The sequence below is a fragment of the Marinomonas ostreistagni genome (assembly GCF_016888445.1).
In the GTDB taxonomy this organism is placed as follows: domain Bacteria; phylum Pseudomonadota; class Gammaproteobacteria; order Pseudomonadales; family Marinomonadaceae; genus Marinomonas; species Marinomonas ostreistagni.
Genome location: NZ_JAFEKF010000009.1, coordinates 23,369 through 45,842 on the forward strand (window position 1 = coordinate 23,369; position 22,474 = coordinate 45,842).

A 22,474-nucleotide genomic window follows, 5' to 3' on the forward strand; every position below is an offset into this window, starting at 1 on the left:
TCTCTTTTACTTTCATGCAGTTAGAGAAAATCCATACCATGTGTCGTAGAAACGTCGCGTTATGGTATCGGGATTGAGCATGGTGTTTGGAGAAAATAATACCCACCGCTATACCCCGGTCAAACCGTGCTTGAAGCTGCTAGACAGTGCCAAATGATTTGGCTGTTAGACAACAAAAAGCCCGCTAGATCGCGGGCTTGGGAGTGTTTATTGCTGTTCAGTGCAAGGTGTTACCTAACGCTGAATTATTCCCACTCGATGGTCGCTGGTGGCTTAGACGATACGTCGTAAGTCACGCGTGAAATGTGTTCGATTTCATTGATGATTCGACCCGACACTTTCTCTAGTAGCTCGTATGGTAGGTGTGCCCAGCGCGCTGTCATAAAGTCGATGGTTTCTACTGCACGTAGTGCAACTACGTATTCGTAACGACGGCCGTCGCCTACTACGCCTACAGATTTAACTGGCAAGAACACAGCGAAGGCTTGGCTTGTTTTCTCGTACCAGCCAGCGTTGCGTAGTTCTTCGATGAAGATCGCATCCGCACGACGTAGGATGTCAGCGTATTCTTTCTTCACTTCACCAAGGATACGTACACCTAGACCTGGTCCTGGGAATGGGTGACGGTAAACCATGTCGTAAGGAAGGCCTAGCTCTAGACCCAGCTTACGTACTTCGTCTTTGAACAACTCACGTAGTGGCTCAACCAGCTGCATCTTCATGTCTTCTGGCAGACCGCCCACGTTGTGGTGTGATTTAATCACGTGCGCGCCACCAGTTTTGCCCGCCGCTGATTCGATTACGTCTGGGTAAATCGTACCTTGCGCTAGGAACTCAACGTCTTTCAGCGTCGCTGCTTCTTCGTCAAATACTTCAATGAAGGTGTTACCGATGACTTTACGCTTCGCTTCTGGGTCAGAAACGCCTGCTAGTTTGCCAAGGAACAAGTCTTCAGCGTCCACACGGATCACGTTGACACCCATGTTTTCGCGGAACATCGCCATTACTTGATCGCCTTCGCCTAGACGCAGTAGACCGTTATCTACGAAGACACACGTTAGCTGCGTGCCGATCGCTTTGTGCAGTAGCGCTGCGACAACAGAAGAGTCTACACCGCCAGAAAGCGCAAGTAGCACTTTACGGTCCCCCACTTGCTCTTGCATACGCTCGATAGCGTCTTGAGCAATGTTGGCAGGCGTCCAAAGCGTTTCACAACCACAGATATCCACGACGAAGCGTGACAAGATACGGCCACCTTGAAGGGTGTGCGTCACTTCTGGGTGGAACTGCAGACCGTAGAATTTCTTCGCTTCATTGGCCATCGCTGCGATAGGGCAGCTATCAGTAGAAGCCATTAGCGAGAAGCCTTCAGGCATGTCGTAGACTTTGTCACCGTGACTCATCCACACATCAAGCAATGGTACGCCGTTGTTGGCGATATGATCTTCAATGCCTTCTAGCAACGAGAAGCTGCCATGCGTGCGAATCTGCGCGTAACCAAACTCACGAATTTCAGATCCTTGAACAGAGCCACCCATTTGCTCGGCCATGGTTTGCATGCCGTAACAAATACCTAGTACTGGCACGCCTAGCGTGAAAACGGCTTCAGGCGCACGCGGAGAACCTTTTTCCGCAACCGATTCAGGACCACCGGCTAGGATGATACCTTTCGGAGCAAAGTCGATGATCTCTTGATCGTCCATATCAAATGCACGAACTTCACAGAAAACACCAATTTCACGTACACGACGCGCGATTAGCTGCGTGTACTGTGAACCAAAATCAAGAATAAGAATTTTATGAGCGTGGATATCTTGCGACATTTTTAGCTAGTCCTTCGCTCCTACCCAGTAAGAGCTTTATAAAAAAAAAAGAAGATGGGGCGCCAAACGCCCCATCTTGGTTTTTAATCTATCAGCGCTTATACGTGATAGTTCGGTGCTTCTTTAGTGATCGTCACGTCATGAACGTGGCTCTCACGCATACCAGCACCGGTAATTTGCGAGAATTGCGTCTTAGTACGCATAGTCTCGATGTCCGCAGAGCCAGTGTAGCCCATTGAAGAGCGTACGCCGCCCATCAACTGATGTACAACGACAGCCATTGGACCTTTTGAAGGTACGCGACCTTCGATGCCTTCTGGCACCAACTTCTCAACACCACTGCTTGCGTCTTGGAAGTAACGGTCAGAAGAGCCTTGAGACTGAGACATCGCACCTAGCGAGCCCATACCACGGTACGCTTTGAATGAACGACCTTGGAACAGAACTACTTCACCAGGAGCTTCATCAGTACCGGCTAGTAGACCACCAACCATGATCACGCTCGCGCCCGCTGCGATCGCTTTAGCGATATCACCAGAGAAACGTACGCCACCGTCAGCGATAACAGGAATGTTACGCTCGTTCATTACCGCAGCAACATTTGCTACCGCACTGATTTGCGGTACACCCACACCAGCGATGATACGAGTCGTACAGATAGAACCAGGGCCGATACCCACTTTAACGCCGTCAGCACCTGCGTCTGCTAGAGCAATCGCTGCTTCTGCAGTCGCGATGTTACCGCCAACTACTTGTACTTTAGGGAAGTTTTCTTTCACCCAACGTACGCGATCGATAACACCTTTTGAGTGACCATGCGCTGTATCGACAACGATGACATCAACGCCCGCTTCCGCCAGCGCGGTAACACGATCTGCTGTATCAGCACCCGTGCCAACTGCAGCGCCCACACGTAGACGACCGTGCTCGTCTTTACATGCATTAGGGAAGCTTTGTGCTTTATTGATGTCAGTAACAGTCACCATACCGCGTAGTTCAAACTGCTCGTTTACCACTAGCACTTTTTCGATGCGGTGTTCGTGTAGCAGTTTACGGATAGAACCGGCAGAAGCACCTTCTAGTACAGTGACTAGGCGCTCTTTTGGCGTCATGATGTCTGCAACAGTTTTGTCGTAGTCTTTAATGAAACGCACATCACGGCTCGTCACGATGCCAACAAGGTCTTTGCCTTCGACAACAGGTACACCAGAGATGTTGTTTGCAGAGGTAAGCTCCATCAACTCGCGCACGGTAGCGCTTGGGTTAATGGTCACAGGATCCTGAACGATACCGCTTTCGAACTTTTTCACGCGACGAACTTCTGCCGCTTGTTGCTCAATCGTTAGGTTTTTGTGGATAATGCCCATTCCGCCTTCTTGAGCCAGCGCAATCGCCATGCGGTGTTCTGTCACCGTGTCCATGGCAGAAGAAACTAAAGGAAGGTTAAGTTCGATGTCCTTTGTGATACGAGTTTTAAGGCTCACGTCCTTAGGAAGAACTTCGGAATAGCCGGGGATAAGCAATACGTCATCAAACGTTAGAGCTTCTTGTGCAATTCGTAACATAATAGGGAATTTCCAATGCCAACTGGGTTTAAGATGGCAAGTAATTCTACTCCAACATTATGAATCGGTAAATCAAAACCAAGTGAGATTGATGAAAAATTTTACAACTTTGCACAGTTCAGAGCCGAGTTTCACGGTCTCAGAATTAAACCGCCAGATTCAGCAGCTGTTGGAAGCCAGTTTACCGTCGATTTTAGTCGAGGGAGAGATCTCAAATTTGGCGCGCCCGGCCTCGGGACACTGGTATTTTTCTCTCAAAGACGATCGAGCTCAGATTCGTTGTGCCATGTTCAAAGGTAAAAACATGGCGGTCAAATTCCGCCCTAAAGATGGCGACATGGTCAAGTTGCGTGCCCGCGTCACCTTTTACGGCGCCCGTGGCGACTGTCAGTTGATGGTCGAAAGCATGGAAGCCGCCGGCGAAGGTGCTTTGCAAGCCGCATTCGAACGTCTCAAAAACCAACTGCAAGCCGAAGGCTTATTCGATCCTAAACACAAAAAGCCGTTACCGACTCGACCTGAACGTGTTGCCATCATCACCTCCTCCAAAGGCGCTGCAGTGCGCGACATGGTGATTGCGTTTAAACGTCGCTTTCCGCTAACTGAATTAACCATCTTACCGACACTGGTTCAGGGCGAAAGCGCGGCCACCAACATCCGCCGTCAGCTTGAGCGCGCCGATGTAAGTGGTCACTTCGATGCCATCATTGTCGGCCGCGGCGGTGGCTCATTAGAGGATCTGTGGAGTTTTAACGACGAAACCCTAGCGCGCGCCATTTTTAACGCTCAGACACCGATTGTGTCCGCCGTGGGTCATGAGGTGGATTTCACCATCGCCGATTTTGTGGCGGATGTCAGAGCCGCTACCCCAACCGCAGCGGCGGAATTACTCAGTCCAGACGTACGCAACCTACAGCAAAAAATTACACATTTTGAGCACCTCTTTACACGTCGTTTTGAGCAGACATTACAACAGCACCAGCAGCGCTTGGACTTTTTGATACGTCGTATTCGTCACCCTAAAGAGCGCATCGAACAGCAACAGCAGCGCCTCACTCAAGCGCAAAACGGTCTTCAAAGAGCACTCTTTAGCCAGCTTGAGCAACGCCAAGTGCGCCAGCAATATCTCGCGCAACGCCTTGCTGCCGCTACACCACTAAAAACCGTACACGCCAAGCAAGAGCGCATTAACGCCCTAGAACAACGCTTGCGCCAAGCACTTAGCCACACCGTGGCACGTAAACAAGACCGCTTCGCCAGCCTAGCCGAAAAGCTGAACCTAGTGAGCCCCCTGAACACCCTCTCGCGTGGTTACGCCATTGCCAGCAAAGGATCACAAGTGATTCGCTCAGTCGAAGAAGTCGAACCTGGTGATGCACTGCAAGTGCGTGTCAAAGACGGCGTGATCGATTGTGAGGTCAAGTAAGGACTTGTCGAGCGCCGGATGCAGCCGTTACAGTAGCCTCTCATTGCATTAGGACGCGCTACTATGACCGCAAAAGACTTGCTACTTGGCCTCGCCATCATCTTTATCTGGGGCTTTAACTTTGTGGTCATCCGCTGGGGGCTCGATGCGATGACGCCGATGATGCTCGGTGGCGTTCGCTTCTTGCTGTTATTCTTAGTCGGCATCGCTTTTTTTGCTCGCCCCAAAACGCCATTAAAATGGTGCCTTTTGTACGCTTTGTCACTGAACTTCGGTCAGTTTGCATTCCTGTTCAGCGCCATGATCTTTGATATGCCAGCAGGGCTCGCCTCGTTGGTATTGCAGTCACAAGCCATCTTCACCCTACTGTTCTCGGTTTTATTGCTCAAAGAAAGCGTCCGCCCTTATCAGATTTTAGCCGTCGCGATTGCCTGCGGTGGTTTGGCGATCATTGGTGCCGCCAATGACGACACCCGTATGACGATACTCGGATTTGTGTTGACGCTCGCCGCGGCCTCTAGTTGGGCGCTGGGCAATATTGCCACCAAAGCGATTATTCAACGCGGCTATCAAGCCGATTTGGGCTTTATTGTCTGGAGCGCCAGTCTCGCTGCAGTCCCCTTCTTTATTTCGGCGTATTTTGTCGATGGGCCTGCCACCATGTGGGCCAATCTCACTGCGATTAACTGGCAGACACTGGCTGTGCTTGGCTATTTGGCTCTGATTGCTACGCTAGTGGGTTACGGGCTTTGGAGTGATTTGATGTTGCGCTACAGCGCTGCAACCGTCGCACCACTGTCGCTGGGTGTGCCAATCGTCGGGCTGACCTCTGCCAATATTGTGCTGAACGAAACCATCAGCGCACAGCAGTGGCTTGGTATTGCGGTTGTATTAGGTGGGTTAATGCTCAATACCTTTGGCGGGCGCCTGCGCCGCCAAAGGTAAATACGAACCGCTAGTCTTTGCGATCCAGCTTATCGCTAAGCGCCTGCACTTGCTGTTGTAGCTGGGTGATTTGATCCACCAAGGCTTGATGGTGGTCTTCTTGGTGTTGGTGTTCTTCGACCGTGGTTTCACGGCTCATCACTTCCAGTACCACGCCAACCATCATATTTAAAAACACAAAGGCGGTCAGGAAGATAAAGATGACGTAGTAAATCCAGCTTAATGGATACACTTCCATGGTCTCGTACATCACATCGGTCCAATCCTCAAACGTAGCAATGCGAAACAGCGTCAGCATCGAGATGGCGATATCGCCCCATAGATCGTCATTAATGTGGCCGAAAAAGATCGCACCTGCGGCACCAAAGATGTAAAACAAAATAAACATCAATAAGGCGATGTAGCCCATCTTGGGGATGGCTTTCATCAGCGCGTTAATCAACATGCGCAGATCTGGGATGATCGACACCAGACGCAACACCCTTAGTACGCGTAACAAGCGCGCCACCAGCACCATGTCGGTATTGGAAATCGGCACCAAACTGCCGATCACGATCACCGTATCAAAGATGTTCCATGGATCTTTAAAAAACGCTCGCTTGCGCTCACAGGTGATAAAACGCAGACTGATTTCAGCTAAAAAGAAGAAGGTAATAAAGCTGTCTAAGTAATTAATCACCAACTCGGCTGAATACGGCAGCGGGTAGGTTTTCGCACCCACGGTCAGTGCTGCAACGATAATGATGCTGATGATAAAACTTTGGAACCAAACACTGCGTTCGATACGCTTGATGGTATCGAACCAAGTTTGTGAACGGGCGGCGGTAGTCATTGACGTGTTGTTCTCCTAAACATGATCGCTCAAGCGAGCGAGTTTAGAATGAGACAATGACGAAAGGAAGATGCTCCGTAGTTAACTGCGTTTAATTCGCACCACTTTCATAACTTCCATGTCGATGCCAGCGACTGACTCTTGGGCAGGGTAATAAGTAAGATTGACACGGGCGCCTTGCAACGAGTGGTATTTCGCATGCCGTTTGAAACGAAACGGTACATCGTACCCTTCAATCATCAAGGTGTGGAGAATCCAATCTTCTTGAGCGCGCTGGACATGCGACTTCACCTTCACAGCATCGCTGTGCACCAGGCCTGGGTGTTTTGAGATTAGCGCATCGGGATTGGATTTCATCACACTCTCCTAACAAGTTATTGAGCATTCAAGTCAGTTGGCCCTACAGTATGCCATACTCTCGGCCAATAGAGTGTTTTTTGATCAATCTTTACCCTTTTGCTCAGCATTGTCATCCGCCGTCAGCAAAGCAGAATAACGTCGCGCTTCGGCTTCATCGTGATAACAGATCACCGCCTTTTGCAAAATCAAGCTGTTAGGATAGGTCACGCGATCACCCGACAAGCGGGTGATAATCACGTGAAAGGTCGAGATCTCATGAATTTGCCCCAAGATCTCCTCGTCTTTATCGACCACCTTGATCCAGTCGCCGACACGATAAGGAAAGCTAAAAAAGATAATCAGACTCGCGGTGATGTTACTGAGGATCGACCATTGGGCAAACAGCGCTACCCCCACGACAGCAAACACCGAAGAAAAGAAAACTGCTAGCTGACCATAGCCGACACCCAAAACCACACAGAGCAGTAAGATAAACACTGCTGTCAGCCCTAGATTTAATATTTTTGCCACCACGCTCATGCGCAGCTCATTAATGCCTTGGCGCAGCCCTACCGCGCGAATTGCCGTCGATACTAAACGCATAGCGATCACATACACTGCAATCAATAACGCGACCAATCCAATATGGGTCCACATACTCTTGCTCCGCTACAATACGAAATACAGCGCCACTGGAATGCACACCAGTGACAGTAAGTTACCTAGTAGCACAATAGATGCCACTTTTTGCGGCTCCTGCTCAAACATCTCCGCCACCATATAATTTAAGACCGCCGGTGGCAGACACGCAAAGATCACCAAGTAGCCAAACCAATCTTCGCGCAAACCAAACAGCCAATAGAAGACATACGCTGCCACTAAGCCACTGATCGGGCTAACAAAACCACTGACCACCCCGATGCGCCACTGGCCAAAGTCGACATCCTTCATACGCACGCCCAACGCAAACAGCATCAGCGGAATAGAGATTTGCCCCAGCATATCGATGCCCGTGCCGATCGCCTCTGGCATCTGCAAGCCTTGCCAACTCCAGATTACGCCCACGGCGGTGGCAATAATCATCGGCATCTTCAGTAAGTTCCTCAACTGTGTGCGTGGGTTCAACAAATACATGCCGGCGGTAAAATGCAGAAGATTTTCGATCAAGAATAACACCACGGCAATCGGTAGTGCTGCTTCGCCAAAGGCCAACACCATCAACGGAATGCCCAGATTACCGCTGTTGTTAAACATCATCGGCGGCACAAAGGTTTTGAATTCATAACCTAACAAGCGTGCGATCGGCCAAGCAACAAGGCCAGAGCCCAGCACGACAAATGCTCCTGCCGCCACCAAAGGCAGATACGCTTGAATATGAAACTCTTTTGAAGCCATGACTGAGAAAATCAGCGCGGGGATAAACACACTCATATTGATGCGATTGGCCACACTCATGTCTGTAGGGCGCGCACGAGCGTAGAAAAAGCCAATCAAAACAATGATGATCAGAGGAAAAACAGTATTGAAGATTTGTTGAAATAGACTCGCGGTATCCATGGGGCGTCCTTGATGATGAAGACGCTAGAGTACCGAGCTTAACGACGTGCGCCAACTAGGCGCGATAAAATTACTCGCTCTGTGCGCGATTCTTTTGCGCTAATTTGGCGGGGATCAGAATAAAACGCTGACGCACTTCTTCGCCGGACAGCAACGCCATACCGATCTCGACCGCGCGTTCGGCCATTTCTTTAGGTCGCTGTACGGCGGTCGCGAGCCAAGCGTTGGGCTGTTGGATATGCGCTACGGCAAACGCCGAACCATCCACTGATGCCAACACAAACTCGTCTCGGCCCGCCTGCTCTGCTGCCAATAAAGCGCCGTGAGCCGTTGGATCATTGATGGCAAATACCGCATCGATATGGTCGTACTCTTCCATCAAATAAGTCATGGCTTCCATACCGCCTTCTTGGCTACCCGTGCCATTAAGGCGATCGCTTAGCAGATTGATATCAGGGTAACGGTTTAGAGCCGATTTACAGCCCGCCACGCGCTCTAACACCGAGGACACCGATACGCCATTGATGATGACAAACTGCCCTTGGTAACCAATTTCTTGCGCCAAGCGCTCGCAAGCCACCACGCCCGCTTGAACATTATCAGTGGTAATCGTCGCGTCGGCCCCTTGGGCATTCACATCCACAGCGATGACTTTGATCCCAGCACGTTGTGCTTTCGCCACGGTCGGTGCGATCTGATACTCATCGGCCGCGGTTAGGATGATCAGATCCACATCACGCTCGATGAAATCATTGAGCTGTTCGATCTGGCGCTGCAAATCGTAAGCATCCGAGCGTACCACTACTTCGACAGGCTCGTCGTTTAACGCTTGGGCTCGTGCGCTGGCCGACTCGACCAACTGCACAAAGAAAGGGTTACCCAAATCCGCCACACTGATACCAATCGAGCGCAACGGCTGCGCTTGCGCCACAGAAGCCAGTGGCCATCCCAACAAAGCACTGACACCCAGTAGCGCAAGCCAACGTGCACCAGGCGCTAGATACTGTTTAAGATGTGTCATACTGTCTGCTGTGATGCCCATAACCTGTCTCTTAACGAAAACCTTAGCGGCGTGGCTACGCCGCTGCGGAATCCGAGTTTACTTCCATTGCGCCGGTCATGATAGCCACCGCTTCAGACATGGTGTGCGTCTGCGGGGTAATCGTCGCCGCACATTTCCCTAAACGGTGAATATGAATGCGGTCAGCGACTTCAAACACATGCGGCATATTGTGACTGATCAAGATGATCGGCAGACCGCGGTCACGCACTTCTTTGATCAAATTCAACACTCGTCGAGATTCTTTGACCCCAAGCGCAGCGGTCGGTTCGTCCATGATCACCACTTTGCTACCAAACAGTGCTGAGCGTGCCACCGCCACCCCTTGGCGTTGACCGCCAGAGAGTGACTCGACCGCTTGCGAAATGTTTTGGATGGTCATCAGCCCCAGCTCTTTCATCTTCGCTTGGGCTCGCTCCTCCATAGCTTTTTTGTCCAACATGCGAAACACCGACCCCAAAATACCAGGCTTACGAATCTCGCGCCCTAAAAACAAGTTGTCAGCGATGTTCAGTGCTGGCGATACAGCTAGGTTCTGATACACGGTTTCAATACCCAACTCGCGAGCCTCCATCGGCGAGCCAAAATGCACCGCTTTACCGTCCAACAAGATTTCCCCTTCATCCGGCACTAAGGCGCCCGATAGCGCTTTGATAAGCGACGATTTACCCGCACCATTGTCACCAATGACCGCCAAGATTTCGCCTGGGTAAAGGGTTAAATCGGCGTGATCGATGGCCGTCACACTGCCGTAGCGTTTGACCAAGCCACGCGCTTCTAGAACAGGTTGTTGATCGTAATGTGCTGTCATTATGCTGTCCCCTTTCTGATCCATTGATCGACGCCTACCGCCACGATAATCAAGATACCGACGGTAAACTCTTGCCATAACACATCGACGCCTGCGAGCGCCAAACCATTACGGAACACCCCGACCACTAATGCGCCAATCAAGGTGCCAAAGATAGAGCCACGCCCGCCAAACAAACTACAGCCACCAATGACGACCGCGGTGATACTGTCCAAGTTAGTGGTGTAACCTGCCTGTGGACTGACCGAGCCGATACGACCGATTAACACCCATGCGCCGATGGCACACACCACGCCGGCCAATACATAAACCGATAACAAAATGCGATCGGTACGAATACCAGCAAGTTTCGCCGCGGCAGGGTCATCGCCCGTGGCATAGACATGACGGCCCCACGCGGTCCAGTTTAAGGCGTACCAAATCAACACAAACAAGGCCAACATCAGTAACGAGCCGTAGGTGAGCCGCGCGCCAAAGAAAGACACGGTTTCGCCCAACCATTGTAACAGCGGTGCGTTGTTGGCAATCTCTTGCGAACGAATGGTCTCACTTTTTGAGTACCAAAGATTCAAGGCGAAAAAGACGTTCCAAGAGCCCAAAGTCGCGATAAAAGGTGGCAACTTAAAGCGTGTGATCAAAGAACCATTGATCAAACCCGTTAATGCCCCGACACCGATACCAATGAGCAGCGCCAGCCAAGCTTCCAAGCCATGGTCAATCGCCATGCGCCCCATGACCACCGAGGCCAGCACCATGATCGCGCCGACCGATAAGTCGATCCCCGCGGTTAAAATGATCAGTGTTTGCGCCACACCAATGACGCCAATAATCGTCACCTGCTGCAACACCAGCGACAGGTTAAATGGATGCAAGAAACGGTCACCAATGATCGCACTAAAACCAATGATGGCTAAGATCAGCACAATGGTCGGTGCGGCAACCGGGTACTTATGAAGAAACTTTTTAAAGCGTGTCAGCGGACTGTCTTTGGCTTCGAAATTCGCTACATAACTACCGCTGCCAGCCTGGTCAGCGACTTTATCGTGATCCAGCACAGGCGCAGACGGTTTCGGGTTAGCAGAACTCATACGGCATACTCCAAACGTAATAACAGCACCGCTAACCTAGAAAGACGGTTAGCGGTGTTAAGGAAGACCCTTAAAAGATCAGTGGAACAATTAACTTAGCCCCAGCACATGGAAAGGCCGGTTTTTGAGGAGACGTATTCGATACCTGGGGCTGGATTATCAGTCACCAGCTGTACACCAGTATCGTAAAAATCTAAGCCATCAGACGCTGTCGGGCGTGAGCCTGTTTTGGCAAACTCAACGATCGCACTGACGCCTTCAGAAGCCATACGCAGCGGGAACTGCATTGACGTAGCACCAATCACGCCGTCTTCGATATTACGTACACCAGGGCAACCGCCGTCGACGGATACGATCATCACGCCGTCTTCCATACCAAACGATTTCAAGGCTTCATAGGCACCGGCTGCGGCTGGTTCATTGATGGTGTAGACAAGATTCACTTCAGGATTTTTTTGCAGTAGGTTTTCCATCGCACGGCGACCACCTTCTTCAGAACCTTGGGTGACATCATTGCCGATGATACGTGGATCGTCTTCGTCGCCAATGTCATTGGGATCATTTAAGTCGATACCAAAGCCTTGTAAGAAGCCTTGGTTACGCGCCACATCGACCGTAATTTCGCTGGTGTTGAGATCCAGCAACGCAATTTTGGCATCGGCTGCGTCATCGCCCATTTTGGCTTTGGCCCATTTACCGATCATTTCACCTGCTTTGAAGTTATCTGTCGCAAACGTCATATCCGCCGCGCTGGCAGGAGACAAAGGCGTATCCAACGCGATCACCAACAGACCCGCCTCACGTGCACGCTCAATGGTTGGTACGATACCCGCTGGGTCACTTGGCGCAATCAAGATGCCTTTGGCACCTGAAGCGATTAAGTTTTCTACCGCTTGTACTTGGGTTTCGTTGTCGCCATCGTAACGACCCGCAAACGTGCGCAGCTCTACGCCAAGCTCTTCGGCTTTTTGTTGTGCGCCTTCTTTCATTTTGACGAAGAATGGATTGGTGTTGGTTTTGGTGATCAAACCAATGATTGGGGTTTCCGCCATCGCAGCGGTGGATAACGCGCTCGCCGCCACAAGGCAGGCCAGCTTACGGTAAGGGAATTTCATGTTATGTGACTCCAATATTGTTTTTATTGTCGGCTGGTGCCGTGAAGCTAGGTAAATCCTACTTCATGAAGTCACTATGTAAGACGAAAGCTAACGGAAAATTTCAGAAAATAAGCACCTTTTGTAACTTTTGTAATATTTGCTTATTCAAACTGAAACACCTTTTCTAATTCATTGATAGTAAAGGGTTTTGGTAATAATACATCGCTGTCGCGTAAGTCGTAATGTTGACGCAATTCGCTTCTAGGTAAGCCTGACATGAGCAAGATTTGCCCACCCCATGTATCGAACTCTTGCAGTTGATGCGCCAGCGCCACACCATTTAGTTCGCCCGCCAAGTTAACATCACTGACCAATACATCGGGTAAAAATGGCCCCGCAAAGGCGTTTAATACCTGCTCTGCCTGATCAAATGTTTGCACGATGCAACCGAGCTGTTGCAGTTGCTCAGCAATCACCTGACACACTGAAGGATCGTCTTCGACCAACCACACCAATGCTTCGTGTGGCACTGTCAGCGTTGGTAAATTATCCCACTTAGACAGCTTACGCGGCGTCAGCGGCTGCGTCAGAATGGGTAAGAATAAGCACACCTTGGTCCACTCGCCTTGTTGAGAGGTGACGCGAATCTCACCGCCACTTTGCTTCACAAAGCCATAGATCATACTAAGGCCTAAACCACTGCCCTTGCCGACTGGCTTGGTGGTAAAAAAGGGTTCAAAGATGCGCGCCAACACCTCTTCAGAAATACCGTGGCCCGAGTCTTCTACTTTGATGCGTACCGCCGCCGTGTCAGATTCGGGTAGCGTGGTACGCTTGGTCGAAAAGCTCAGCGCACCACCTCGCTCCATGGCCGCCGCACTGTTTAGCGATAGGTTGAGTAACGCGTTCTCCAGTTGCGATGGGTCAATCAAGCAGTGCTCATCGGGACAGTTAAGATCAACGCTGACAAGGATATGATTGCCAACACTGTATTCGACTAAATCGAGCATACCTTCGATAAGATCGTCTATGTGGGTGGCTTCTGGGAATAATTGCTGGCGGCGACTAAACGCCAGCAGACGATGCACTAGGCTGCTGCTTTTTTCCGCTACCGCCAACGCACGCTCGACGTAGCGGCGCTGATCGTCGGTTTGTGGACTGGAGTCCGACAGCATCTGCAGGTTGCCCATAATGGCTGCCAGCAAGTTATTAAAGTCATGGGCCACACCACCGGTCAGCTGCCCCAACACTTCCATCTTTTGCGCTTGGCGCAACTGGCTTTCGACACTCTTACGTTCGGTTAAATCGGTATACAAGGTGACGAAGCCGCCTTCGGGCATCGGCTTAGAACGAAACTCGATGACCTTGCCTGAGGCAAAGTGACGCTCAAAACTTTGACTGCGTTGGTGCCTAGACGCATTTATCTCGTCCATCTCCACCTGTTGGTTTTCCAAGTTCAAGTTTTTATGTGAGCGTTGGGTAATCAGCTGTTGCACGGCACTGATTGGCATACCGCGATACAGTTGGCTCGACGACAAATCGAATAAGGCTTCGTAACCTTTGTTCCAAGCGATCAACTGGCCTTGCTCTGAAAATACGCTCAGGCCATCGTTCATATTGTCAAAAATAGTCTCAAGCAGGCGCTTTTGTTCACCTAATTCAGCGGACACTTCCAGCCGTCGAATAGCGTCTCGACGAAACACCTCAAAGGCGTCTGCCAATGTGCCGATCTCATCATTACGTTTGACCTGCGGTCGACGTGAATCCACCTGCCCCAGTGATAGCTCTTTCATATCGTGGGTAACGGCCTCGAGATCACGCGTCATACGGCGACTAGAGCGATACAAGCGTGTCAGTCCGAGTATCAAAAACAGTGCAATGCCCACCAGCCAGACTTGCCCAGTGGCTACAACTTGCGCCACATCGGCGCGCTGACGCGACACTTGCCGCTGCAAGGTGCCGACAAACTCACTGACTTGGGCACTCAATTGTTCGGATTTCGCGCGCAGTGAAATCAGTAAGTAGTTTTTACGCTGCTCGATCGCATTCAAACGCGCTTGAGCTTGCAGCAGATTATCGGCGATGTCTGCCACTTGCGGTGATGCTTGGGCTAAGGCAAAAGTCTGGGCCATGGACTGAGCAACCTCACCAGGCGCTTCGATGAGCTGTAATAGCCAAGTGAGTAATTGCTGCTGCGATACGGTTTCATCTGCTAGGTTTTGCTGCATGAGCTGACGAATGGCAAACTGTTGCGCTAGACTGTCTTCACGGATGTACAATTCTTCGCGCACCAGCGCCACCAGCTCGGTTAGGGTGGCTTCAAAACCATCTAAACGCCCAGCGATTTGTTGACGAAAGTCACGGTTGTTCAGGTTATCCGCCACACCACGTAACTCTTGTATCCGGCGATTTAGGCGCTCGGATTCGGCTTGTAATTGAAACGGTCGCGCGGAGCCTGCGGTATAAGGCGCCGCCGCGGCAAGCTGCGCGACACTCTCGGCTAAGGTTAATGCAGTACTGATTTCGGGAAGGGTTTGCGCTTCAAACTCAGACAGTGACGCTTCACTGATGCGCATCGACTGCCAGCCAATCGCCACCATAAACGCCGCCACCACGGCAATGATAAAAATAATCAGCGAGGCTTTTTGACGAATGCTGACTAAGCGCATGGTTAGGCGCTCTTAGTCACTGGGCCTTGAAACAGATAACCGAGTCCACGCTGGGTTTTGATAAATTCAGGCGCTTTGGGGTTGTGCTCAAGCTTACGACGTAAACGCAAAATCAACACATCCACGGTGCGGTCAAACACTTCTGTTTCTAAGCCACGGCTCATATCAATAATTTGTTCGCGGCTCAGCACTCGATCTGGGCGTGTGGCTAACGTTTCTAATAATGAAAACTCGCCTAGGGTAAGCGTGACCTCTTCGCCAGCTTGATTACGTAGTTGGCGTGAGGTGAGATCCAGCGTCCACTGGCCAAAATACAAACACTCGTGTTCGCTGTTTAAAGTCTGAAGTGGTGCGGTGGTTGCGCTACGGCGCAACAGCGCATGGATACGGGCGGTTAATTCTCGCAAGTTAAACGGCTTCATCATGTAATCGTCAGCAGCCAGCTCAAGCCCCAGAATACGATCGGTTTCATCGCCTTTGCCGGTGAGCATCATGATCGGCATGACATAGCGCTCGCGTACTTCACGTGCCAACTGTAAACCGTCTTCTTCTTGCAGATATAAGTCCATTAACACCAAGTCGATGGTATGCTGCGCTAATAAGCGCCACATATCGCTGCCTTGCTCAGCTTCAAGGACTTGATAACCTTTCTGCGCTAGGGCATCGCTCAACAAATGGCGGATGTCCGCTTCATCATCGACAATCAGCAAGGTTTTTTTGCCCAGCTCATTCATGGGTGTCTCTATCCTTTTGTTATCCTATTCTCGTGGGCAAGCCGTGCACCACCTTGGTGAGAGTATTGTTCATCAAGCCTAGGCCCGTGACAAGCAAAGAAGTGTTTAGGTTTCACTGCCAGCTGAAACCCAAGCTTATTAGCGGTATCATGCTAGCCATTACTACCAGAGAGTTTATATGTCATCTTCGCTCCCTATCTACGCCATTTTACCGGCCCTACAGCAACAGCTTATACAGCGCCATGAAGCCATTCTTGAGGCCGCTCCGGGGGCAGGTAAAACCACCGTGGTGCCGCTGGCCTTGCTGGACGCACCTTGGCTGGGCGAGCGTAAGATAGTCATGCTTGAGCCACGACGCTTGGCAGCTAAAGCCGCAGCCCAACGCTTAGCCGAGCAATTGGGTGAGCCGCTTGGTCAGCGAGTAGGCTATCAAATCCGCCAAGAAGGCAAGCAGAGCAAGGCGACTCAGTTATTAGTTGTGACTGAAGGCGTTTTAACGCGCATGCTGCAAGATGACCCAAGCCTAGACGATGTCGCGCTGATCATTTTTGATGAATTCCACGAGCGCAACTTACATTCTGATTTTACTTTTGCACTAAGCCTACAAGCCCGAGAGCTGTTTCGAGATGACGACCCGCTTAAGCTTCTGGTTATGTCTGCCACACTCGACAGTGAACGCTTACAAACGTTACTCGACTGTGAGCCAATCATTAGCGAGGGGCGACAATTCCCGATTGATGTACGTTATGACAATTTAGCTCTGAAACAAGCCGATGTACCCCAACAGGTCGCGAAGCAGGTGCAGCGCGCGCTACAAGAAGAACAGGGGTCAATCTTGGTCTTCCTACCTGGCCAGCGTGAGATACATGCGGTGCAGCAACAGCTTATAGATCGTTTACCGGCGCAAGTTGAGCTGCTGAGCCTATATGGCGATTTAACCCTAAAAGAGCAGGAACATGTCATCGCTCCGGCAGCACAAGGTTGGCGCAAGATCGTGCTCGCCACCAGTATTGCCCAGACCAGCTTAACCATTGACGGCATACGAGTGGTCATCGACTCAGGCCTTGCACGCGAAGCACGCTTTGATGCCAAAACCGCCACGACACGCCTACACACGCGCCGCGCCTCTCAGGCAGAAACCATTCAGCGTATGGGCCGCGCCGGACGACTGGAGCAAGGTGTGTGCTATCGCTGGTGGTCAGCAGATCAGCAACACCGACTGAGCCCACAAAGCGCGCCACAGATTGAGCTTGAAGATCTTAGTAGCTTAGTGATGGACACTGCCCGTTGGGGCGCGACCGATGTGTCAGAGCTGCCATGGATCAGCTTACCGCCAGCCGCTCATTGGCAGCAGGCACAAGATTTACTGGCCCAATTAGATATCTTAACCGATGCCAACTCGCTGACTCTGACCGCACTTGGTGAGCGTTTGAGTCACTACCCCCTACCGCCTCGTTTAGCGCGACTCATACAAGAGGCCAGCGAGCAACATTTAGTTGAGCAAGTGCTGCCCATTGCCGCGCTACTGTATGAAGGCGCACCGTCGTCTCAAGCAGACACCGATGTGTACGCAGCGCTCACGCGCATAGAACGCTCGCCACAAGCAAAACGCTGGCAACGCACACAAGCGGCGCTAAAACAGCTTTTGCCTGAAGCTCAACCTAGCTCACCTAAATCGACACTCGCCACACTTCTGGCTCAGGCCTTTCCAGATCGTATCGCCCGTCGCCAGCGTCAACAAGGCGACCAGGTACTCTATAAACTCAGCAATGGTCGACAAGTCACACTGTCTACGTCAGATACCAATAGTCAGCAAGACTTTTTGGTGGTGTTGGACTTAGGTGGCCATGCCGAGCAAGACAGTGATCGCGTCTACTTAGCTTGCCCTATTAATGAGTCGCAGATCGAAGAGGCCCTGCTGACACACATAGAAGAAGTCGAGCATTGTGAATGGGATAAGCGCAGCGGCGGCCTCGTAGGAGAGCATCAAACTTGGCTTGGCAAGTTATGCCTTAAACGTGAAAAGCTGTCCGCGTTACCAGAACACGCCATCACCTTGGCGACGCTCAATTATATTCGTCAGCAAGGGCTTGATTGCCTGAATTGGAGTGATGACAGTCGCCAGCTGCGCGCTCGTATTCGCTTCGCCCATCAGCATCTTGATTCTGATCTGCCTGATGCCTCAGATGCATGTTTACTCGAGCGTTTAGAGGATTGGCTGGCACCGTTTCTGAATAACATTACGCGTCTTAACCAACTTGCCAAAGTCGACCTTGTTGAGCCATTAAAAGCCCTATTGAGTTACCCACAGCAGCAACTGTTAGAGCGCTTACCGACTCGCATTAGTGTCGCATCCGGATCGCGCATCAAAGTCGACTACGAAAGCGGTGAACCGGTTCTGCGCGTCAAACTACAGGAGATGTTTGGCGAAACTCAAAGCCCCGCTATTGCAGGGCAAGTCGTCAAAATAGAACTGCTCTCACCAGCACAACGGCCTCTTGCCATTACCATGGACTTGGCGTTCTTTTGGCGCGAAGCTTATCCAGATGTGCGCAAGGTGATGCGTGGGCGTTACCCGAAACATCCATGGCCCGAAGATCCATTAAGTGCTGAAGCGACACATAAAACCAACCGAGCATTACGGCAAAGCTAATTACCCAGTGCCGCTAGCCCCTGCTGCGCTAACGCTTGGCTAAAAGGCGTGTTCTTTTTGTGCTGTGGGCTCCACCCCAAAATAAAGCGATGAAAATCGGCCCATGCCACGGCAAATAAATCTTGCCACGCGTTGGCCACGCTTTCGGCCAGGTCAGGCGACTCACCACTGGCGACCAGACAGCGAGAAAGCTCGCTAAAGTACGCCTCGAGCAAATAATCTAGATGTGTTGTTAGTTGACTCTCTGTCAGGCAGCTTCCTAAGAAATACGCCACGTCTTGCACTCCGACGCCACCGCCCACATACTGAAAATCAACCGCCGCCACCTGCTGGTCATCATCACTAAAGCAAAAGTTGGCCACTTTGGCATCGCCATGCACTAGGGTTTGATATGGACAGGCTCTGAGGGCTTGATCGAGCCCATGGGCGCTTTCCTTCAATGGACTTGGGGCCATCGCCTGCCATTCATCAGGGCGCGTAGCTAGGTGCCAGTAAGTGCCCTGCTGCCAAAGCCCTTGCGGCCAATCATCATTATGAGGGGGCGTGCGTAAAAAAGTACTGTGAAAGCACGCTAACCAATGCAATACCGTTAGTGCTTGCGACACATCCAGCTGCACATGTCTATTGGCATAACCACTCTGATCTAAGTCTTCTAACAATAAATAGGTAATATCTGTGTCTTCATGCACCGCCAATAAGCGCGGTACTCGGGCATCGTCTGGGCAGCGCTGCGCCCAATGCTGATACCAGAGTGCTTCTACCTGATAAGAACGTATCTTGCGCTGATGTGAATGCGTCGACTGCCATCCTCTAGGGTGCGGCGGAATATGCGACCAAGAGATCGCTTTGAGAATCACCTGAGCAGGAGCAGCGCCTTGTATCTGGTAACGGGCAATCTCACCATAGCCACTCCATAACGCCTGCACTTGCTCCATACGCGTTACCTTAGTGGCCCGTAAAGCACGCTTAATAAATAGTTCTGGCGCTATCATTGTCTTGGTCTGCCTTAGCCTGAAGTGAAAACATACGCTCACTCAATAAAGTGGTCGCGAACGTATTGTATTACGAGCTTTGCAAATTTGTAGAGAGAAGGCAAAAACACCTTAAAAGTCGTAAAAAGCCGACCTTCCAGTTCTCGTTCTCTAAAGCTGATTACTATACTCATTGTACATTCACTAGATTCTCGCCTTCACAGGCAAGGAAGTTGATATGAGTATTGATGGCATTGGTTCAAACTACGTTAATCGCTCGGCGACCCAATCAGTAAACAGCACACAAGAAAGCTTAGCCAGTGGCCAGCGTATCAATGGCGCGGCAGATGATGCAGCAGGACTGCAAATTGCTAATCGCCTTACCAGTCAAATAGATGGTAACGGGCAAGCGATCGCCAACAGTACTGCAGGTATCTCCGTCACCCAAATCGCCCAAGCAGGCTTAAGCTCTATTAATGACAACTTAAGCTCACTCAGAGACATAGCGGTTCAGGCAGGTAATGGCGCTTATTCTGATAGTGACCGAGCGGCACTGCAGCAACAAGCCAACGGTCTCATAGAGTCGATCCGAAGCACCGTTGCCGATACGTCGTTCGCCGGGCAAGAGCTGTTGACGGAAGACGGCAGCCTTGGCTTTCAAGTGGGCGAGGATTCGGACAGCTTATTTAATGTCGCCACCAATGACCTTAATGGTGCATTGACTGCCTCTGGTCTGTTTGCCTTTGACGTCAACGATCCCACGAATCTAAGTACAGCACTTAACGCTGTCGATGAAAGCCTCGCCAATGTGGCAACCCTGCAAGCCGACTATGGCGCAACACAGAATGCTTTTAGTAGTCGGGTGGACAGTTTGCTCGCGGCTCAAGTAAATGAATCAGCGGGACGCTCGCGGATTGCTGACGCTGACATTGCCAGCACGGTCAGCAGCAAAGTCGTAAACAGCATTTTAGAGCAATCCTCCACTGCAATTCAGGCACAAGCGAACGCTGATGCTGGACGCAGCTTAAGCCTACTAAGTAGTTAATGCTCGAGGGTTAAAAAAGGAGAGCATGAGGAGCTTATTAGATAAGGTTAACGCTAGCGCAATGAGTGTGGTATTGATAAAGCATCTTTTAAGATCATCAAGGACAAGACATTGCCGTTACCTATTTCACAGAATAATAAGCTTCTAAAAGCATACGATATCGTACGAACCAGCTACTGGTTCGTACCGACGCTGATTATATTCGCCGTCTTGGCATTACTGGCCTTGATGCTCTGGGTAGATCGCAACTCAGGCTTGCAGGAAGTGGATTGGTTGGCATTTCTGTATCATGCCGATGGCGAAATTACCCGTGATCTTTTGACTACCATTGCGGGTAGTGTAATGACGGTTGTCAGTATCACCTTTTCCATTACCATGGTGGCCTTAACCAACGCGTCTTCTCAGTTTGGTCCACGACTGATTCGAAACTTCATGAACGACTCCAGCACACAAACCGTGTTGGGGACTTTCATCGCAATTTTTCTCTATTGCCTAGCGCTCGCACGAGCCACGGACGATTTCGCTCAAGGCGACTACTTACCTGGGTTAGCGTTCGGTGGTGCTATGGTGCTGACCCTGACAGGGATCTTTCTGCTGATCTATTTCATCCACCACGTCGCAACTAACCTACAAGCCGATAACATCATCGACAATGTGTACGAATCGTTGCAAACCAATGTCCAAAGCATTTTTGAAGAACATAAACATAAAGAAGCGGCAGGTTGTACCCGCGAGGATGTACGCCAACACATTCCAGAACAAAGCCATATATGGCTCAACAGCGATCACGCGGGTTATGTTCAGGCCATCAACTACCACACCTTAGCTGAGCTGATGAGCGAAGAAAAACAATACATGGAATTAATCATTACCTCGGGTGACTTTGTCACTAAGAACATGGCAATACTCAAACGCTCAGACCAAATACTGACCAACAACCAACGCGATAAGATTTTGAGCTGCATCACGCTTGGCGCAAAGCGAACACCGATTCAAGATCCAGAGTTTGCCATACTACAGTTAGTCGAAATCGCCCTGCGCGCCCTGTCCCCCAGTATTAATGACCCTTATTCAGCGATCGCCTGCATCGATAAACTCAGCTCAACACTGTGTAACCTAACCAGCAAAACCTTCCCTGAGGGCATTGCTTGCGATCAGAATGATGAACCTCGTATTGCCTTTAAGACCGCCACCTTCACTGGCTTGGCAAACACAGCCTTTGATCAGATTCGCCAACACTCAAAACTCAACTTGGCCGTACAACTGCGCTTATTAGAAGGTTTGATTCGCATTGGTGAACAAGCCAACAGTGAAGAGCAATGGCAATTTATCCAACAACAAAAACAGCTCATTGAACACGACTTGAAACAGCAAGAGACTATTGGCAATGATCAAAAAGAGACATCAGAGCGATTAAATATTTTGAATAACTTAATCGCTACTAAGGCTTAAGCCCAACATATCCAGAAGGGCTCTTGCCAGTGACTGGCGGCGCTAGCCGCCTTGCTTAAGCCAAGCAAGCGTTGCTTGCGATCGCGCGTGAAACGCCCTCGTACAAGAACCGAAGCCCTGAAGAAACTTTGAGGTAGGCGTCATAACCCTTTTGCAGCGCCCATTTCATATTGGCGCGTGGTGCCGATATGTGGCGCGCAAAAGGTGTTTGGCGCCGACTTTTACTGATAGACGGTATCGCGGCCTATTTTCGCCAGACGTAAAAAAGCCCTGACCGCGTTAGCGATCAGGGCTTCTTAATTAAAAGCTTGACGACGACCTACTCTCACATGGGATCTCCCACACTACCATCGGCGATGGCGCCTTTCACTTCTGAGTTCGGGATGGGATCAGGTGGTTCAACGCCT

Annotated in this window: 18 protein-coding genes and 1 rRNA gene; 5 read left to right on the forward strand and 14 right to left on the reverse strand. The window is 50.7% G+C overall.

The features are described from left to right. Nucleotides 1-245: 245 nt before the first annotated feature. Both guaA and guaB read right to left on the reverse strand, forming a co-directional pair. On the reverse strand, nt 246-1,823 hold the full coding sequence (gene guaA, locus JQX58_RS15045; protein ID WP_204147663.1) for a glutamine-hydrolyzing GMP synthase: 1,578 nt from the start codon (nt 1,821-1,823) through the stop codon (nt 246-248). Between the two features lie 98 nt (nt 1,824-1,921). Then, nucleotides 1,922-3,388 (reverse strand): IMP dehydrogenase, encoded by a 1,467-nt coding sequence (guaB, locus tag JQX58_RS15050; RefSeq protein ID WP_204147664.1) that lies wholly within the window; start codon nt 3,386-3,388, stop codon nt 1,922-1,924. A 91-nt stretch (nt 3,389-3,479) separates the two neighbouring features. On the opposite strand from guaB, the gene xseA reads away from it, so the two are divergent. Next, the gene (gene xseA / locus JQX58_RS15055; protein WP_204147665.1) at nt 3,480-4,814 is read left to right on the forward strand and encodes an exodeoxyribonuclease VII large subunit; all 1,335 of its coding nucleotides are present in this window, start codon (nt 3,480-3,482) and stop codon (nt 4,812-4,814) included. Between the two features lie 63 nt (nt 4,815-4,877). Further along, entirely contained in the window at nt 4,878-5,759 is an 882-nt protein-coding gene (locus JQX58_RS15060; RefSeq protein WP_204147666.1) for an EamA family transporter, read from the forward strand. Between the two features lie 10 nt (nt 5,760-5,769). Here JQX58_RS15060 and JQX58_RS15065 read toward each other — a convergent pair whose 3' ends face one another. From JQX58_RS15065 to JQX58_RS15110, 10 genes are all read right to left on the reverse strand, one after another. Further along, a complete protein-coding gene (locus tag JQX58_RS15065) occupies nt 5,770-6,591 on the reverse strand; it encodes an ion transporter (protein ID WP_204147667.1) in 822 nt (273 codons plus the stop codon). Between the two features lie 81 nt (nt 6,592-6,672). Further along, nucleotides 6,673-6,948: a hypothetical protein gene (locus JQX58_RS15070; RefSeq protein WP_204147668.1), complete on the reverse strand. Its 276-nt coding sequence runs from the start codon at nt 6,946-6,948 to the stop codon at nt 6,673-6,675. A gap of 84 nt (nt 6,949-7,032) precedes the next feature. Continuing rightward, a complete protein-coding gene (locus JQX58_RS15075) occupies nt 7,033-7,587 on the reverse strand; it encodes a mechanosensitive ion channel domain-containing protein (RefSeq protein WP_204147669.1) in 555 nt (184 codons plus the stop codon). Nucleotides 7,588-7,599: 12 nt separating this feature from the next. Further along, complete coding sequence (locus tag JQX58_RS15080) at nt 7,600-8,487, reverse strand: AEC family transporter (protein ID WP_204147670.1); 888 nt, start codon at nt 8,485-8,487, stop codon at nt 7,600-7,602. Nucleotides 8,488-8,557: 70 nt separating this feature from the next. Further along, nucleotides 8,558-9,529, reverse strand: coding sequence for a substrate-binding domain-containing protein (locus tag JQX58_RS15085; protein WP_204147671.1), 972 nt, complete (start codon nt 9,527-9,529; stop codon nt 8,558-8,560). Nucleotides 9,530-9,563: 34 nt separating this feature from the next. After that, nucleotides 9,564-10,358: an ATP-binding cassette domain-containing protein gene (locus JQX58_RS15090; RefSeq protein WP_204147672.1), complete on the reverse strand. Its 795-nt coding sequence runs from the start codon at nt 10,356-10,358 to the stop codon at nt 9,564-9,566. Next, entirely contained in the window at nt 10,358-11,446 is a 1,089-nt protein-coding gene (locus JQX58_RS15095; RefSeq protein WP_204147673.1) for an ABC transporter permease, read from the reverse strand. Before JQX58_RS15095 ends, JQX58_RS15090 begins: the two co-directional genes overlap by 1 nt. Nucleotides 11,447-11,541: 95 nt before the next feature. Continuing rightward, nucleotides 11,542-12,561 carry a sugar ABC transporter substrate-binding protein gene (locus tag JQX58_RS15100; RefSeq protein ID WP_204147674.1) on the reverse strand — a complete coding sequence of 340 codons (1,020 nt, stop codon included), beginning with the start codon at nt 12,559-12,561 and terminating at the stop codon, nt 11,542-11,544. 143 nt (nt 12,562-12,704) lie between these two features. Then, entirely contained in the window at nt 12,705-15,212 is a 2,508-nt protein-coding gene (locus JQX58_RS15105; protein ID WP_204147675.1) for a PAS-domain containing protein, read from the reverse strand. 2 nt (nt 15,213-15,214) lie between these two features. After that, the gene (locus tag JQX58_RS15110) at nt 15,215-15,946 is read right to left on the reverse strand and encodes a response regulator (protein ID WP_204147676.1); all 732 of its coding nucleotides are present in this window, start codon (nt 15,944-15,946) and stop codon (nt 15,215-15,217) included. A 178-nt stretch (nt 15,947-16,124) separates the two neighbouring features. Here JQX58_RS15110 and hrpB point away from each other — a divergent pair, with 178 nt between their 5' ends. Further along, the gene (gene hrpB, locus JQX58_RS15115; RefSeq protein WP_204147677.1) at nt 16,125-18,599 is read left to right on the forward strand and encodes an ATP-dependent helicase HrpB; all 2,475 of its coding nucleotides are present in this window, start codon (nt 16,125-16,127) and stop codon (nt 18,597-18,599) included. Here hrpB and JQX58_RS15120 read toward each other — a convergent pair. Then, entirely contained in the window at nt 18,596-19,591 is a 996-nt protein-coding gene (locus JQX58_RS15120) for a phosphotransferase (protein WP_204147678.1), read from the reverse strand. The two genes, hrpB and JQX58_RS15120, sit on opposite strands and share 4 nt — an antisense overlap. A 217-nt stretch (nt 19,592-19,808) precedes the next feature. On the opposite strand from JQX58_RS15120, the gene JQX58_RS15125 reads away from it, so the two are divergent. After that, nucleotides 19,809-20,615, forward strand: coding sequence for a flagellin (locus JQX58_RS15125; RefSeq protein WP_204147679.1), 807 nt, complete (start codon nt 19,809-19,811; stop codon nt 20,613-20,615). Between the two features lie 111 nt (nt 20,616-20,726). After that, nucleotides 20,727-22,067, forward strand: coding sequence for a DUF2254 domain-containing protein (locus JQX58_RS15130; protein WP_204147680.1), 1,341 nt, complete (start codon nt 20,727-20,729; stop codon nt 22,065-22,067). 306 nt (nt 22,068-22,373) lie between these two features. Here the strand turns inward: JQX58_RS15130 and rrf are convergent. Then, a 5S ribosomal RNA gene (gene rrf, locus JQX58_RS15135) occupies nt 22,374-22,474 on the reverse strand; the annotation flags it as partial.

Coding starts and splice junctions, on each gene's coding strand:
- guaA (WP_204147663.1), bottom strand. CDS start 1,823: ATGTCGCAAGATATCCACGCTCATAAAATTCTTATTCTTGATTTTGGT.
- JQX58_RS15080 (WP_204147670.1), bottom strand. CDS start 8,487: ATGGATACCGCGAGTCTATTTCAACAAATCTTCAATACTGTTTTTCCT.
- JQX58_RS15125 (WP_204147679.1), top strand. CDS start 19,809: ATGAGTATTGATGGCATTGGTTCAAACTACGTTAATCGCTCGGCGACC.
- xseA (WP_204147665.1), top strand. CDS start 3,480: ATGAAAAATTTTACAACTTTGCACAGTTCAGAGCCGAGTTTCACGGTC.
- JQX58_RS15060 (WP_204147666.1), top strand. CDS start 4,878: ATGACCGCAAAAGACTTGCTACTTGGCCTCGCCATCATCTTTATCTGG.
- JQX58_RS15075 (WP_204147669.1), bottom strand. CDS start 7,587: ATGTGGACCCATATTGGATTGGTCGCGTTATTGATTGCAGTGTATGTG.
- JQX58_RS15090 (WP_204147672.1), bottom strand. CDS start 10,358: ATGACAGCACATTACGATCAACAACCTGTTCTAGAAGCGCGTGGCTTG.
- JQX58_RS15120 (WP_204147678.1), bottom strand. CDS start 19,591: ATGATAGCGCCAGAACTATTTATTAAGCGTGCTTTACGGGCCACTAAG.
- guaB (WP_204147664.1), bottom strand. CDS start 3,388: ATGTTACGAATTGCACAAGAAGCTCTAACGTTTGATGACGTATTGCTT.
- JQX58_RS15085 (WP_204147671.1), bottom strand. CDS start 9,529: ATGGGCATCACAGCAGACAGTATGACACATCTTAAACAGTATCTAGCG.
- hrpB (WP_204147677.1), top strand. CDS start 16,125: ATGTCATCTTCGCTCCCTATCTACGCCATTTTACCGGCCCTACAGCAA.
- JQX58_RS15065 (WP_204147667.1), bottom strand. CDS start 6,591: ATGACTACCGCCGCCCGTTCACAAACTTGGTTCGATACCATCAAGCGT.
- JQX58_RS15105 (WP_204147675.1), bottom strand. CDS start 15,212: ATGCGCTTAGTCAGCATTCGTCAAAAAGCCTCGCTGATTATTTTTATC.
- JQX58_RS15100 (WP_204147674.1), bottom strand. CDS start 12,561: ATGAAATTCCCTTACCGTAAGCTGGCCTGCCTTGTGGCGGCGAGCGCG.
- JQX58_RS15110 (WP_204147676.1), bottom strand. CDS start 15,946: ATGAATGAGCTGGGCAAAAAAACCTTGCTGATTGTCGATGATGAAGCG.
- JQX58_RS15070 (WP_204147668.1), bottom strand. CDS start 6,948: ATGAAATCCAATCCCGATGCGCTAATCTCAAAACACCCAGGCCTGGTG.
- JQX58_RS15095 (WP_204147673.1), bottom strand. CDS start 11,446: ATGAGTTCTGCTAACCCGAAACCGTCTGCGCCTGTGCTGGATCACGAT.